The organism is Allobosea sp. 05T438 (assembly GCF_056396025.1).
This window is the reverse complement of sequence record NZ_JBFTKQ010000026.1, coordinates 1-14,423: the sequence shown is the minus strand read 5'-3', so window position 1 is coordinate 14,423 and position 14,423 is coordinate 1. Positions and strand designations below refer to the sequence as shown.

Genomic DNA, 14,423 nt, shown 5'->3' with positions numbered 1-14,423 from the left:
CCGAAGCGAGCGCGTGCCGGGTGCTATCGCTTTCGGTGCGGCTGTTGCATAGTCCCGCTTCCAGCACAGAAGGCCGCCAATGGCTTCGGGGAGACGGATATGACCTTCAGAATTTTGAGCGTGGCGGGCGTTCTTGCTGCCGGAATCTCGCTTGCGCAGGCGCAGCAGCTCGCCCCGAGCCCGACGCTGGATGCGGTCAAGGCACGCGGCAATCTCGAATGCGGCGTGCATCTCGGCCTGCCCGGCTTCTCCTTCGCCAATGACAAGGGCGAGTGGACCGGTCTCGACGTCGACTACTGCCGGGCGCTCGCCGCCGCGGTGCTCGGTGATGCCAGCAAGGTGAAGTACACGCCGACCTCGGTGCAGCAGCGCTGGCCGATCCTGCAATCGGGCCAGGTCGATGTGCTCTCGCGCAACTCGACCATCACCTTCTCGCGCAACGCCACGCTCGGCCTCAATTTCCAGGGCATCAATTTCTACGAGGGCCAGACCTTCGTCGTCCGCAAGTCGACGGGCGTGAAGGAAGCCGCTGGCCTCGACGGCGCCTCGGTCTGCGTCGCTGCCGGCTCGACCGAGGAGAAGAACGCCGCCGACTGGTTCCGCGAGCGCAATCTCAAGGTCACCATCACCAATTTCCAGAAGAACGACGACGCCATCACCGCCTATGATTCGGGCCGCTGCGACGCCTATACGGCCGGCGTCGGCGCCCTTGCCGGCCAGCGTGCCAAGCTCAAGAACCCCGACGAGCACATCATCCTGACCCAGCCGATCTCGAACGATCCGCAGGGCCCGGTGACGCGCTGGGGCGACGAGCGCTGGCAGCTCATCGTGCGCTGGGTGCTGAACGGCACGATCGCCGCCGAGGCGCTCGGCGTCACCTCCAAGAACGTCGACGACATGAAGGCCAATTCGAAGAACACGGAAGTGCGCCGCCTGCTCGGCGCCGAGGGTGGCTTCGGTGCGATGATGGGGCTGTCGAACGACTGGATGTACAACGCGATCAAGCAGGTCGGAAACTACGGCGAAAGCTACGAGCGCACCGTCGGCATGGGCTCGCCGCTGAAGCTCGAGCGCGGCCAGAACCAGCTCTGGACCAAGGGCGGCCTGCTCTTCACCCCGCCCTTCCAGTGAGAGCCGCTTGAAGCACGTCATGGCCGGGCTTTGACCCGGCCATCTCGGAAACCAGGCTGAGCGTCACGAGATTCCCGGGACTGCGCTTCGCGGCGCCCGGGGATGACGCCCGCGACTCCCGATCGAGGCCGGCGTGAGCAGCTTCTTCTCTCTCATCAACGACAAGCGCGTCCGCGACTGGATCTACCAGATCGCGGTCGTCGTCTTCCTCGTCGGCATGACCGTCTTCTTCGTGCGCAACGCCTCGGAGAACATGGTCAAGGCCGGCATCGCCTCCGGCTTCGACTTCCTCTGGCGCACCTCCGGCATCGAGGTGCCCTTCGTCCTGACCGGCTATACCCAGGCCGACAACATCCTCGGTCTGTTCTGGGTCGGCGTCGCCAACACCATGCTGGTGACGGTGATCGCGATCGTGCTGGCGACGCTGCTCGGCTTCGTCGTCGGCATTGCCCGGCTGTCCTCGCACTGGCTGATCTCGACCATTGCCGGGGCCTATATCGAGTTCGTCCGCAACATCCCGCTGCTGTTCTTCGTGCTGTTCTGGTATTTCGGCATCATCGCGGCGTTGCCGGCTCCGCGTCAGAGCATCAGCCTGTTCGGCGTCGCCTTCCTCAACAATCGCGGCGTGACGATCCCGCTTCCAGCAGGGCTGGAGAATTTCCGGGTCGCCGGCCTCGTGATCCTCGTCAGCGTCCTCGCCTACTGGGCCTTCTCGATCTGGGCGCGCCGGCGCCAGGAGCGTACCGGGCTGCATGCACCGACGCTGCGGGTCGGCCTCGTCCTGCTGCTCGCCGTGCCGCTGCTGGCTCTGGTCTGGGCGACGCTGGCGACGCGCTGGGACGTTCCGGCACTGCGCGGCTTCAATTATCGCGGCGGCTTCGCCGTCATCCCTGAATTCGTCGCGCTGCTCGCGGCACTCGTCACCTATACGGCGGGCTTCATCGCCGAGATCGTGCGCGGCGGCATCCAGTCGGTCTCGCATGGGCAGACCGAGGCCGGATCGGCCCTGGGGCTGCGCCCGGGGCAGATCCTGCGCCTCGTCACCATCCCGCAGGCGCTGCGCGTGATGATCCCGCCGCTGACCAACCAGTATCTCAACGTTCTGAAGAACTCGTCCTTCGGTGCGGCCATCGCTTATCCCGACGTGGTCAGCCTGTTCATGGGCTCGGCGCTCAACAATACCGGCCAGGCCATCGAGATCATCGCCATGACGCTCGCCGTCTATCTCGTCATCGGCCTGGCGGTGTCGGCGATCATGAACTGGTACAACGCCCGTATCGCCCTGGTGACGCGATGAACCGCGCCTCGTCCCTCTCCCTCTGGCGCGAACGCCTGTTCGGCACGCCCTTCACCGGCTTCGTCAGCGTGGTCCTGGCGCTTGCCATCGCCTGGGTCGCGGTGCCGCTGATCCGCTGGGCGCTGATCGACGCGACCTGGGTCGGCACGACGCGGGCCGATTGCGCGCCCGGCGGTGCCTGCTGGGTCTTCATCCGCGCCCGCTTCGGCCAGTTCATGTACGGGCTCTATCCCCCGGACCAACGCTGGCGGGTTGATATCGCGGGCATCGCCTTCGTCCTCGGCATCGCGGCAGTCGTTTTCGCCCCGCAGCGACTCAGGCTGAAGCTCGGCATCGCCATGCTCGTGATCCTGCCGCCGCTCGGCATCTGGCTGCTCTCGGGCGGGTTCGGCTTGCGCTATATCGAGACGCGCGAATGGGGCGGGCTGATGCTGACCCTGTTCATCTCGATCTATTCGAGCCTGATCGCGATCCCGCTCGGCATCCTTTTCGCGCTCGGGCGCCAGTCGCAGTTGCGCGTCATCCGGCTGATCAGCATCGTCTTCATCGAGTTCTGGCGCGGCGTGCCGATCATTGCCGTCATCTTCCTGGCCTCGCTGCTGCTGCCGCTGATCCTGCCGGGCGGCATCGGCATCGACCGGCTGGCGCGCGCCGTGATCGGCCTCGGCTTCGTGATCGCCGCCTATATGGCGGAAGCCGTGCGTGGCGGCCTGCAGGCGCTTCCCAAGGGCCAGCGCGAGGCGGCCACAGCGCTCGGCCTCAACTACTGGAAGGCGACGGGCCTCATCGTCCTGCCGCAGGCGCTGCGCATCTCGCTGCCGGCGATGACCAACGAGTTCATCGCGCTGATCAAGAACACCACGCTGGTGCTGGTGGTCTCGATCCTCGACCTGCTCGGCATCGCCCAGGCCTCGCTCGCCGATCCCAACTGGGTCGGCATGAACATGGAGGCCTATGCCTTTTCCGGCGCGATCTACTGGCTGATCTGTTTCGCGCTCTCGCGCTGGAGCCGATCGCTGGAGAACCGTCGGCGCCTTTGAGGGGGTGGACTCCTGCCGTCATTCCTCAGCGCGGCGAAGCGCAGACCCGAGAATCTCATGACGCGACGCCACCGGTGCCTCCTTCAGCCGGAGAGGGTCGGGTCAAGCCCGGCCATGACGTGCTTTCCGGGCGCGCACAAAAAAACCGGCCCGAAGGCCGGCTTTTTTGTGTCCGTGATTGCTCGCGGCTCAGGCCCGTACCTTGCTCCGGTCGCGCCGGCGGTCGGCGGCGGGCTGGTAGGCGATGCGCGAGTGGTGGCTGCAATAGGGCAGGCCGGTCTGCGAGCGCGCGCCGCAGAAACGGAAATCCGGGGTCGTCGGGTCGCCCATCGGCCAGCGGCACATATACTCGCGCAGTTCCATGATGGTGACGCGCTCCGAGAACGGGATCACCACATCCTCGGAAGGCAGCGGCGCAGTCTCGGCCTCGAGTTCGGCCTCCGGCGCGAAGGCGGGGGCCAGCGCGTGGGCGCCGCGCGTGGCGTTCGCGGCCGGGCTCGCCATCGGATGGCTCGGCGAGCGCGGCGGCGCCTTGCGGGGTGCGGCATTGCGCGGCGCGGCCGGCTGGGCCGCACTCTTGGCTCGGCCAGAAAGGCCGAGACGGTGAACCTTTCCGATCACCGCATTGCGCGTGACATTGCCCAGCTCGGCGGCGATCTGGCTGGCGCTCAGCCCATCGCTCCAGAGCTTCTTGAGCAGTTCGACGCGTTCGTCAGTCCATGCTCCGGCTTCGTTCATCCGCATCACCTGTCTTGTCCGGCCAGCCCTTGCGAGGCCAGCCTTTAAGGGCGCTTCGTGACGGAATCCGGGATCAGCGGCCTTGTCACGGGGACAATGCCGTTGCTGCCGCAACAGACGGTACAGGGGACGCCGCACGAAATGTCGTATCTGACAAGGCAGACCATACAAGCTGCGGTGACTCGCGAACAAGAGTCGGCGAATCCGAAAACAGCTTTTCCCCAGGCGATTCGCGATTGCGCCGTCAAGCGAATCCTTTCGGCAACACCGACAGCGCGGCTTTGAATTGACAGCTCCGGCCGCCTTAAGCATATTTATCCACAAGGTGACGCCGCCCCGTTCGGGCGGCGCTTATGTTTGCGGATCAAGGCCCCGAACGATGCGGATGACGGCGCGACGAGAGGTCAGGAGCTGGGTGCGACGATAACGTCGTCCCCGGGTCGTATCATGGCTGCATGCCAGCAGCACCCATCCCGGATCGTCGTTCTCAATCCAGCGCCCATCCGTTCTCACCCCGTCTCTCTTCGCGAGGATTTTCGCCCCATGGCTCCTGCTTCCGCCAGCCAGTCCGTGCTCGTGCCGACCTATGCCCGCGCCCCCGTCGCCTTCGAGCGCGGTGAAGGCCCCTGGGCGATCACGGCTGACGGCACGCGGTATCTCGATTTCGGCGCTGGCATCGCGGTCAACGCGCTCGGCCACGCCCATCCGCATCTCGTCAAGACGCTGACCGAGCAGGCTGGCAAGATCTGGCACACCTCGAACCTCTATGGCGCGCCGGACGGCGAACGCCTGGCGCGGCGGCTCTGCGAGGCCACCTTCGCCGAGCGCGTCTTCTTCACCAATTCGGGCGCCGAGGCGAACGAGTGCGCCATCAAGATGGCGCGGAAATATCACGCCGCGAAGGGCCATCCCGAGCGCTACCGCATCATCACCTTCGAGGGTGCCTTCCACGGCCGGACGCTGGCGACCATCGCTGCCGGCGGCCAGCAGAAATATATCGACGGCTTCGGCCCCAAGGTCGAAGGCTTCGATCAGGTTCCCTTCGACGACGAGAAGGCGCTGCGGGCCGCGATCACGCCCGAGACGGCCGCGCTGATGATCGAGCCGATCCAGGGCGAGGGTGGCCTGCGCTCCGTACCGGCCCGCTTCCTCAAGCTCCTGCGCGAGCTCTGCGACGAGCACGGCCTGCTGCTGATCTTCGACGAGATCCAGACCGGCGTCGGCCGCACCGGCAAGTTCTTCGCCCATGAGATGTACGGCGTCATGCCGGACATCATGTCGATCGCCAAGGGCATCGGCGGCGGCTTCCCGATGGGCGCCTGCCTCGCGACGGAGGAAGCCGCTTCCGGCATGACGCTCGGCACGCACGGCACCACCTTCGGCGGCAACCCGCTCGCCATGGCGGTGGGCAATGCCGTGCTCGACGTCGTGCTGGCGCCGGGCTTCATCGAGAATGTCGGCAAGATCTCGCTGCGGCTGAAGCAGTCGCTGGCCGAGTTGAAGGACAAGCATCCGGAGGTCGTCGCCGAGATCCGCGGCGAGGGGCTGATGCTGGGCCTCAAGCTCCACACGCCGAACACCGACTTCGTCAACGAGGCCCGTGCGCAGGGTCTGCTGGTGGTCGGCGCCGGCGACAATGTCGTACGCCTGCTGCCGCCGCTGATCATCACCGAGGCGGATGTCGCCGAGGCGGTCTCGCGGCTCGACAAGGCTGCGAGCGCCGTCGAGGCGTCGCTGAAGCGCCCGGCCGCCGAATAAGTTCAACCCACCCACCCCGCGAAGCGAAGGAAGCGCCCGTGACGCGCCATTTCCTCGATCTCTCCGATTTCTCCGGCAGTGAGCTGCGCGCGATCCTGCGCGCCGGCGAGGAGATGAAATCGCGACGCCGTACACCGGCCGCTGCGGGGGATCGCCTGCTCGAAGGCAAGGTCATCGCCATGATCTTCGAGCAGCCTTCGCTGCGCACGCGCGTATCCTTCGACGTCGGCATCCGCGAGCTCGGCGGCTCGCCGATGATGGTCGCGGGCCATGAGATCGAGCTCGGCGAGCGCGAGACGATCGCCGACACCGCCCGCGTGCTCTCGCGCTATGTCGATGCGATCATGATCCGCATCCTCGATCACGATTCGCTGGTCGAGATGGCGAAATATGCGACCGTGCCGGTGATCAACGGGCTGACCAAGCGCCAGCATCCCTGCCAGGTGATGGCCGATGTCATGACCTTCGAGGAGCGCAAGGGCTCGATCCAGGGCAAGCGCATCGCCTGGACCGGCGACACCAACAACGTGCTGACCTCCTGGGTCCATGCCGCCGGCCGGCTCGATTTCGAGCTCGCCATCGCGACGCCCGAGGAACTCGCGCCGCCTCCGGCCCTGATCGCCTGGGCCAAGAAGCAGGGCGCGAAGCTCTCGCTGACCAGCCGGCCCGAGGAAGCGGTGGAGGGCGCCGATTGCGTCATCACCGATTGCTGGGTCTCGATGGGTGACGAGGAAGGCACGCGCCACAACCTCCTGCGGCCCTATCAGGTCGACGAGAGGCTGATGGACCGTGCCGAGAAGGACGCGATCTTCATGCATTGCCTGCCGGCCTCGCGGGGCGAGGAGGTCACCGACCAGATCATGGATGGCCCGCAATCGGCAGTCTTCGACGAGGCCGAGAACCGGCTGCATGCGCAGAAGGGCATCTTGGCCTGGTGCTTCGGCGGAGTGGCGGCCTGATGGCCGCCAACGACGCAGGCGTCACCGCGGGGCTCGACGATCGGGTCGTGCCCTTCGCCGTGCCCGATCTCGACGTGCGCGGCCGCGTGGCGCGGCTGGGCCCCTCGATCGACACGATTCTCGAGCGGCACGACTATCCCGCGCCGGTCTCGCGCGTGCTGGGCGAGGCGGCCGCGCTGACCGTGCTGCTCGGCACGGCGCTGAAGTTCGAGGGCCGCTTCCAGCTCCAGACCAAGAGCGACGGCGCCATCTCGATGATGGTGGTCGACTTCAACGCGCCGGACAATTTCCGCGCCGTCGCCCATATCGACGAAGCCAAGCTCGCCGAGGCGATCGCTCGCGAGAAGCTCTCGACCGGCGAGTTGCTGGGCGAGGGGCATCTCGCCATGACCGTCGACCAAGGCACGACGACGACACGCTACCAGGGCATCGTCGCGCTGAAGCGGCAGGGGCTCGAAGAGGCGGCGCACCAGTATTTCCGGCAGTCCGAGCAGATCCCGACCCGGGTACGGCTCGGCGTGGGCACGGTCACGACCGGCGGCCGGCCGCAATGGCGCGCCGGCGGCATCCTCGTCCAGTTCATGCCGCATTCGCCCGATCGCCTGCGCGCGGCCGACATCCATCCCGGCGATGCGCCCGAGGGGCATGAGATCCTGACCGGCAGCGACCCCGACGGCATCAGCGATGATGCCTGGATGGAAGCGCGCTCGCTGGTCGAGACGGTCGAGGACCATGAGCTGCTCGACCCGATGCTGGAGAGCGAGCGCCTGCTCTATCGGCTCTTCCATGAGCGCGGCGCCCGTGTCTTCGAGCCGGCCCTTGTCCGCGAGGCCTGCCGCTGTTCACGCGAGCGCGTGCTGACGATGCTGCGCGGCTTCTCTCCCGAGGACCGCCGCGCGATGATCGCCGATGACGGCAAGCTCGGAGTCACCTGCGAGTTCTGCTCGCGGCGCTACAGCTTCGACCCGGCCGAGGTCGAGGACGGATTGTCAGCGGGGCTGTGACCTCGCCGTCATTCTCGGGCGCCGCAAGGCGGCGACCTGGGAATCTCCAAGCACGGCACTCCCGTCATGGTCGGGCTTGTCCCGACCATCCACGTCTTCGCTTCGCCGACCGAAGGCTGTGTTCAAGACGTGGATGCTCGCCACAAGGGCGAGCATGACGGCGAGAGGGCGACGTGAGCGCCAGCGGGCAGCCTAACCCTGCCGGCACTCCGCCATCAGCTTGCGCATGAACGCCTCACCGGCCTGGAGCTGCTCCAGCGTGATGTATTCGTCGGGCTGATGCGCCTGGTCGATCGAACCGGGCCCGCACACCACGGTCGCCAGCCCCGCATGCTGGAAATGTCCTGCCTCTGTCGCATAAGCGACCGCGATGGTGTGGTTGCGCCCGGACAGGCGCATGGCGAGCCGCTCGGCCTCCGAGCCCGGCTCGGGCGCGAGCCCCGGCACATCCGAGGTCATTTCCGTCTCGATCGCCGCGCTCGGTGCGGTCGAGCGCATGCGCGCCTGAACCTTGTCCGACACGCCGGCAAAGCGTGCGGGACCCGCCTCGGGATCGGAGGTCGGCAGGGTGCGGATCTCCCAGAGGATCTCGCTGTGATCGGCCAGGATGTTGCGGGCGATGCCGCCATGGAACGAGCCGATATGGACGGTGTCGTAGGGCGGGTCGAAGCGACCGCTCGCATCCAGCTTCTGCTTGGCGTCCTCGGCCATGTGGTCGAGCTCGGCCGCGAGCAGCGCCCCGGCATGGACGGCGCTGGCGCCGAGCTGCGGCTTGGAGGAATGCGCGGCGAAGCCCTTGATGACGGTCTGGAACGTTCTGACGCCCTTGTGCGCGTCGCAGATGTCGAGCGAGGTCGGCTCGCCGACGATGACCGCGCGCGGCCGCGGCAACGTCTTGCCCATCGCTGCGATGCCATCGACGACGCCGAGGCAGGTCACCTCCTCGTCATAGGACAGGAACAGGTGGATCGGCGTGTTGAGGTCGGCGGCGAGGAAATCCGGCACGAGCGCCAGCCCCAGCGCGAGGAAGCCCTTCATGTCGACGGCGCCGCGGCCATAGGCGCGGCCGTTCTCGACGTGCAGCGTGAACGGGTCGCGGCTCCAGGCCTGGCCGGTAACCGGCACGACGTCGGTATGCCCCGACAGCACGACGCCGCCGCGATCCTGCGGGCCGACGGTCGCGAACAGCGCCGTCTTGTCGCCCGCTGCATTCGGGAAGCGCACGGACGGCACGCCCCAGCCGGCGAGATAATCCTCGACGAAATCGATCAGCGGCAGGTTGGATTTGTCGCTGACCGTGTCGAAGGCGACGAGGCGGGCGAGCATCTCGAGCGGCGTGTAGCGCTGCCCGGTTTGAGCGGAGGCGGTCAATGCAGAACCTTCTTCACATAGGGGGAGTCGAGCGGGAAGAGCGGCACTTCCACGTCGAAGATCGTGCCGCTCTCATCCTGCATGGCGTAGAAACCGTGCATCGAGCCGTCCGGCGTCGTCAGCGGACAGCCGGAGGTGTAGTTGAAGCTCTCGCCCGGTCTAAGCACCGGCTGCTTGCCGACGACGCCCTCACCGCGCACCTCGTGCATCTCGCCGCGCCCGTCGGTGATGAACCAGTGACGAGTCATCAGCTGAATGGTCTGCGTCGAAAGATTCACGATCTCGATCGCGTACGCCCAGAAATAGCGGCCCTGCGCATGCGAGGATTCCGCTTCCAGGAAGGACGGCGCCACGGTCACACGCACGCCGCGCGTCTGTGCCTGATACATGGTCGAGGCTCCGGCTAGATCGCCGCGCGTCGTTCCGGACGCAAAGTGGCGATCTATCTCTTTGCTGTCGCATCGGATTTGCCCGAAAAGTGGAATCCACTTTTCGGTCCGATTCTCTAGCCTGTGACGACATCTGCCGCCACGGCTCAGTTATCGGCCTGCCGGCGGCAGCGTCAATGCGTCCCCGTCCTGATTCTGGCGTGGACAACCCTGTGGCTATTGCCCGCACGCACTCGGCCGTGCTTGGCCTTTCCGGAGCGCTTCGCTAGCTATGATCGATTATCCTCGCGGACCTTGCATGCTGCCCTTCACGCCCGGCATCCAGCCAGACAGCTCCATCCGCGCCTTCATCGAGCAGGGCACGATCAGGCTCGCCCGGCCGCCTGCCGAGGGGCAGATCCAGCCGGCGAGCCTCGATCTGCGGCTGGGCGATCGCGCTTATCGCGTCCGCGCCAGCTTCCTGCCCGGCCCCGAGCGCACGGTGCGCAGCCGGATCGATGATCTCTCGCTGCATGAGATCGATCTGACGCGCGGCGCGGTGCTGGAAACGGACTGCGTCTACATCGCCGAGCTGATGGAAGGCCTGAAGCTGCCCAAGGGCCTGCGCGCCGCCGCCAATCCGAAGAGCTCGACAGGCCGTCTCGACGTCTTCACGCGTGTCATCACCGATCGCGCGCGTGAATTCGACTTGGTCGAGGATGGCTATGAGGGGCCGCTCTTCATCGAGATCTCGCCGCGCACCTTCCCGGTGCTCGTGCGGTCCGGCTCCAGGCTCTCGCAGATCCGCTTCCGCGCCGGCGAGACGAGGCTCGATGACCGCGCTCTGGAAGATGTCCATATGCGCGAGACGCTGGTCAGCGCCGCCGAACCTTCTTTCCAGGGGGGCGTTGCCGTCAGCGTCGACCTCTCGGGTTTCGACGGGCTGCTCGGCTATCGCGGCAAGCATCACACCGCGCTGATCGATGTCGATCGCGTCGGCGCCTATCGCGCCGTCGACTTCTGGGAGCCGATTCCGGCCGACGGCTCGCGCAGCATGATTCTCGACCCTGGCCAGTTCTACATCCTCGCCTCCAAGGAAGCCGTGCACGTCCCCCCGGACTATGCCGCGGAGATGACGCCCTTCGATGCGCTCGTCGGCGAATTCCGGGTGCACTATGCGGGTTTCTTCGATCCCGGCTTCGGCCACGGCGCCGCCGGCGGACAAGGTGCGCGCGCCGTGCTTGAGGTCCGCTCCCGAGATGTGCCCTTCATCATCGAGGACGGCCAGATCGTCGGAAGGCTGGTCTACGAGACCATGGCGGCGCGGCCGGAGGCGCTCTATGGCGCCGGGCTGAAATCGAACTATCAGGGCCAGGCCCTCAAGCTCTCCAAGCATTTCAAGGGCTGACCGGGACGAGAGGCGGCGAAGGCGCGATGCTTGACACGCCGTCCCAAGGCTGGTCCTTGCCCTGAGCCTTGCGGCTGAAGACACCGGCTTTCTCGGAGTTCTGCGGCGTGCCCTTGCGTTATCTCGTCACCGGCGGCGCCGGGTTCATTGGTTCGGCGGTTGTGCGGAAGCTGATCGGTGAGACCGGGCATGAGGTCTGCGTCGTCGACAAGCTGACCTATGCTGGCAACCTCGCCTCGCTCGAACCCGTCGCGGGCAGCAACCGCTATCGTTTCGAGCAGGCGGATATCGGCGACGGCGAGCGCATGCAGGCGATCTTCGCCGATTTCCAGCCGGACATCGTGATGCATCTGGCGGCGGAGAGCCATGTCGACCGCTCGATCGACGGGCCGGCCGCCTTCATCGAGACGAATGTCGTCGGCACTTTCACGCTGCTGCAGGAGGCGCTGCGGCATTACCGGGCGCTGCCGGAGGCTCGAAAGCAAGGCTTCCGCTTCCACCACATCTCGACCGACGAGGTCTTCGGCTCGCTGGGCGCGGAAGGCTTCTTCCGCGAGGACACCGCCTATCAGCCGAACTCGCCCTATTCGGCGTCCAAGGCGGCCTCGGACCATCTCGTGCGGGCCTGGCACCACACCTACGCCCTGCCGGTGGTGATGACCAACTGCTCGAACAATTACGGGCCCTATCACTTCCCCGAGAAGCTGATCCCGCTGATGATCATCAACGCGCTCGAGGGCAAGAAGCTGCCGGTCTACGGCAACGGCCTCAATGTGCGCGACTGGCTCTATGTCGACGATCACGCCGACGCCCTGCTCACCGTGGCCACGGCGGGGAAGATCGGCGAGAGCTACAATATCGGCGGTCACAACGAGAAGACGAACCTCGAGGTGGTGAAGGCGATCTGCACCATCCTCGACGAGCTCAGGCCCGATCCGGCGGGGCCGCGCGAGCGCCTGATCTCCTATGTCACCGATCGTCCCGGCCATGATGCGCGCTATGCGATCGATGCCGGCAAGATCGGCCGCGAGCTCGGCTGGACGCCGAAGCAGACCTTCGAGACGGGCCTGCGCCGCACGGTCGAGTGGTATCTCGCCAATCCCGGCTGGTGGGGCGATATCCGCTCCGGCAGCTATCGCGGCGAACGCCTCGGCGCGGCCTGAGCGGGAGACGGAAGCGATGCTGAGCGTCGAGGAAACGGCGATTCCCGCCGTCAAGATCATCTCGCCGAAGAAGTTCGGCGACCACCGCGGCTTCTTCTCCGAGACCTGGAGCCGCAAGGCCTTTGCCGAGGCCGGGCTCGATCTCGATTTCGTCCAGGACAACCAGTCGCTCTCGGCAGCGGTCGGCACGCTGCGCGGGCTGCATTTCCAGTCCCCGCCCTTCGCGCAGGACAAGCTGGTGCGGGTGACGCGCGGACGCATCCTCGACGTCGCCGTCGACATCCGGGCGTCGTCCCCGAGCTTCGGCAGGCATGTCGCGGTCGAGCTCTCCGCCGAGAACTGGAGGCAGCTCCTGGTTCCGGTGGGCTTTGCGCATGGTTTCGTCACGCTCGAGCCGGACACCGAGGTGCTCTACAAGGTCACGGCGCCCTACGCGCCGGAGAACGACCACGGGCTCGCCTTCGACGACCCGGCGCTGGGCATCGACTGGGGGCTGCCGCTGGCCTCGCTGACCCTCTCCGACAAGGACCGCAAGCATCCGCGCCTGGCCGAGATGCTGGGCTATTTCGACTGATGGGCCTGCGCATCGCCGTCACCGGTTGGACCGGCCAGGTCGTCCGCGCCATGCTGGAACGCGTGCCGGTGGGTGCCGAGGTCGTCGCGATCCGCCGCCCGGAGCTCGATCTCGCCGATCACCGGACGATCGCGCCGGCTCTTCGTGCGGCCAGGCCCGACGTCATCGTCAATGCCGCGGCCTACACGGCTGTGGATCAGGCCGAGAGCGAGCCCGACCTCGCCATGCGCGTCAACGGCCAGGCGGCCGGCGAAGCGGCGCGCGTGGCCGCCGCCCTCGGCATCCCCGTCATCCAGCTCTCGACCGACTACGTCTTCGACGGAACACTCGGCCGGCCCTATCGCGAGGACGATGCGACCGGTCCGATCTCGGCCTATGGCGCGAGCAAGCTCGCCGGCGAGCAGGCCGTCGCGGCGGCGACGGCGAACCATGCCGTTCTGCGCACCGCCTGGATCTACAGCCCCTTCGGCAAGAACTTCGTCAAGACCATGCTGCGCCTGGCCGAGACGCGCGACGAGGTCGGCGTCGTCGCCGATCAGCAGGGCTGTCCAACCAGCGCGCTCGACATTGCCGACGCGATCTTCACTGTGGCGCGCAATCTCGCCGAGCGGCCGGGCGAGGCTTCCCTGCGCGGCATCTTCCATATGGCAGCCCGGGGCGAGGCCGTCTGGGCCGATGTTGCCGAGGCGATCTTCGCCGAACAGGCGCGCCTTGGCGGCAAGCCGGTCGCGGTGAAGCGCATCGCCACCACGGATTATCCGACGCCGGCGCGCCGGCCGGCGAATTCGCGGCTCGACTCGACGAAACTGGCAGCGACGCACGGCGTCAGCCTGCCGCAATGGCAGGCCTCGCTTTCGGCCTGCGTCAAACGGCTCCTCGCAGATCAGGAATAGACGATGAAGGGCATCATCCTCGCCGGCGGCTCCGGCACGCGGCTGCATCCGATGACGCTGGCGATGTCGAAGCAGCTTCTGCCGGTCTACGACAAGCCGATGATCTACTATCCGCTCTCGACGCTGATGCTCGCCGGCATCCGCGAGGTGCTGATCATCTCGACCCCGCACGACCTGCCGAACTTCCGGCGCCTGCTCGGCGATGGCTCGGACTGGGGCATGAGCCTCTCCTATGCCGAGCAGCCCCATCCCGGCGGCCTCGCGCAGGCCTATCTGATCGGCGCCGACTTCGTCGCAGGCGAACCCTCGGTGCTGATTCTCGGCGACAATCTCTACTACGGCCACTCGCTGCCGGAGATGATGGCCTCGGCAGCGGCCCGAACCAGGGGCGCGAGCGTGTTCGCCTATCATGTGCGCGATCCCGAGCGCTACGGCGTGGTCGCGTTCGACGCGACCGGCAAGGCGATCTCGATCGAGGAGAAGCCGCAGGTTCCGAAATCGAACTGGGCCGTGACGGGGCTGTACTTCTACGATGCCGAGGTCGTCGAGATCGTGAAGACCCTGAAGCCCTCGCCGCGCGGCGAGCTCGAGATCACCGACGTCAACCGCATCTATCTCGAACGCGGCGAGCTTTCGGTCGAATGCATGGGCCGCGGCTTCGCCTGGCTCGACACCGGCACCCCCGACAGCATGCTCGAGGCCGGCGAGTTCGTCCGCAC

Annotated in this window: 14 protein-coding genes; 11 read left to right on the top strand and 3 right to left on the bottom strand. The window is 66.7% G+C overall.

Annotation, left to right across the window (positions count from 1 at the left end; translation table 11 throughout):
• Window positions 1-99 precede the first annotated feature (99 nt).
• The 3 genes from AC1DIN_RS27060 to AC1DIN_RS27050 all read left to right on the top strand — a co-directional run bounded on the left by AC1DIN_RS27060 (window position 100) and on the right by AC1DIN_RS27050 (window position 3,468).
• Window positions 100-1,131 (top strand): amino acid ABC transporter substrate-binding protein, encoded by a 1,032-nt coding sequence (locus tag AC1DIN_RS27060; RefSeq protein ID WP_476811985.1) that lies wholly within the window; start codon window positions 100-102, stop codon window positions 1,129-1,131.
• Between the two features lie 133 nt (window positions 1,132-1,264).
• On the top strand, window positions 1,265-2,428 hold the full coding sequence (locus AC1DIN_RS27055) for an amino acid ABC transporter permease (RefSeq protein ID WP_476811984.1): 1,164 nt from the start codon (window positions 1,265-1,267) through the stop codon (window positions 2,426-2,428).
• Complete coding sequence (locus AC1DIN_RS27050) at window positions 2,425-3,468, top strand: amino acid ABC transporter permease (RefSeq protein WP_441473702.1); 1,044 nt, start codon at window positions 2,425-2,427, stop codon at window positions 3,466-3,468. The genes AC1DIN_RS27055 and AC1DIN_RS27050 overlap by 4 nt, the downstream gene beginning before the upstream one ends.
• A 189-nt stretch (window positions 3,469-3,657) precedes the next feature.
• Here the strand turns inward: AC1DIN_RS27050 and AC1DIN_RS27045 are convergent, their stop codons facing one another.
• Window positions 3,658-4,206 (bottom strand): GcrA family cell cycle regulator, encoded by a 549-nt coding sequence (locus AC1DIN_RS27045; RefSeq protein ID WP_441473701.1) that lies wholly within the window; start codon window positions 4,204-4,206, stop codon window positions 3,658-3,660.
• 543 nt (window positions 4,207-4,749) lie between these two features.
• Between AC1DIN_RS27045 and AC1DIN_RS27040 the strand changes: the two genes are divergently transcribed.
• From AC1DIN_RS27040 to AC1DIN_RS27030, 3 genes are read left to right on the top strand one after another with little or no spacing between them, the layout of a single operon-like run.
• Entirely contained in the window at window positions 4,750-5,964 is a 1,215-nt protein-coding gene (locus AC1DIN_RS27040) for an acetylornithine transaminase (RefSeq protein WP_476811983.1), read from the top strand.
• Between the two features lie 38 nt (window positions 5,965-6,002).
• Entirely contained in the window at window positions 6,003-6,923 is a 921-nt protein-coding gene (gene argF / locus AC1DIN_RS27035; protein WP_441473699.1) for an ornithine carbamoyltransferase, read from the top strand.
• On the top strand, window positions 6,923-7,927 hold the full coding sequence (locus tag AC1DIN_RS27030) for an Hsp33 family molecular chaperone (protein WP_441473698.1): 1,005 nt from the start codon (window positions 6,923-6,925) through the stop codon (window positions 7,925-7,927). Before argF ends, AC1DIN_RS27030 begins: the two co-directional genes overlap by 1 nt.
• 192 nt (window positions 7,928-8,119) lie before the next feature.
• Here AC1DIN_RS27030 and argE read toward each other — a convergent pair whose 3' ends face one another.
• Both argE and apaG read right to left on the bottom strand, forming a co-directional pair.
• Window positions 8,120-9,298 (bottom strand): acetylornithine deacetylase, encoded by a 1,179-nt coding sequence (gene argE, locus AC1DIN_RS27025; protein ID WP_476811982.1) that lies wholly within the window; start codon window positions 9,296-9,298, stop codon window positions 8,120-8,122.
• Window positions 9,295-9,687 (bottom strand): Co2+/Mg2+ efflux protein ApaG, encoded by a 393-nt coding sequence (apaG, locus tag AC1DIN_RS27020; protein ID WP_149131783.1) that lies wholly within the window; start codon window positions 9,685-9,687, stop codon window positions 9,295-9,297. The genes argE and apaG overlap by 4 nt, the downstream gene beginning before the upstream one ends.
• 298 nt (window positions 9,688-9,985) lie before the next feature.
• Between apaG and AC1DIN_RS27015 the strand changes: the two genes are divergently transcribed.
• From AC1DIN_RS27015 to rfbA, 5 genes are all read left to right on the top strand, one after another.
• Window positions 9,986-11,074: a 2'-deoxycytidine 5'-triphosphate deaminase gene (locus tag AC1DIN_RS27015; RefSeq protein ID WP_441473696.1), complete on the top strand. Its 1,089-nt coding sequence runs from the start codon at window positions 9,986-9,988 to the stop codon at window positions 11,072-11,074.
• Between the two features lie 107 nt (window positions 11,075-11,181).
• Window positions 11,182-12,237 (top strand): dTDP-glucose 4,6-dehydratase, encoded by a 1,056-nt coding sequence (gene rfbB, locus AC1DIN_RS27010; protein WP_476811981.1) that lies wholly within the window; start codon window positions 11,182-11,184, stop codon window positions 12,235-12,237.
• Between the two features lie 16 nt (window positions 12,238-12,253).
• Window positions 12,254-12,811, top strand: a complete 558-nt coding sequence (gene rfbC / locus AC1DIN_RS27005) for a dTDP-4-dehydrorhamnose 3,5-epimerase (protein WP_441470020.1) — start codon at window positions 12,254-12,256, stop codon at window positions 12,809-12,811.
• On the top strand, window positions 12,811-13,704 hold the full coding sequence (rfbD, locus tag AC1DIN_RS27000; RefSeq protein ID WP_476811980.1) for a dTDP-4-dehydrorhamnose reductase: 894 nt from the start codon (window positions 12,811-12,813) through the stop codon (window positions 13,702-13,704). The genes rfbC and rfbD overlap by 1 nt, the downstream gene beginning before the upstream one ends.
• A gap of 3 nt (window positions 13,705-13,707) precedes the next feature.
• Window positions 13,708-14,423 (top strand): glucose-1-phosphate thymidylyltransferase RfbA (gene rfbA, locus AC1DIN_RS26995; RefSeq protein ID WP_476811979.1); only part of this gene is annotated, 716 nt, incomplete at its 3' end.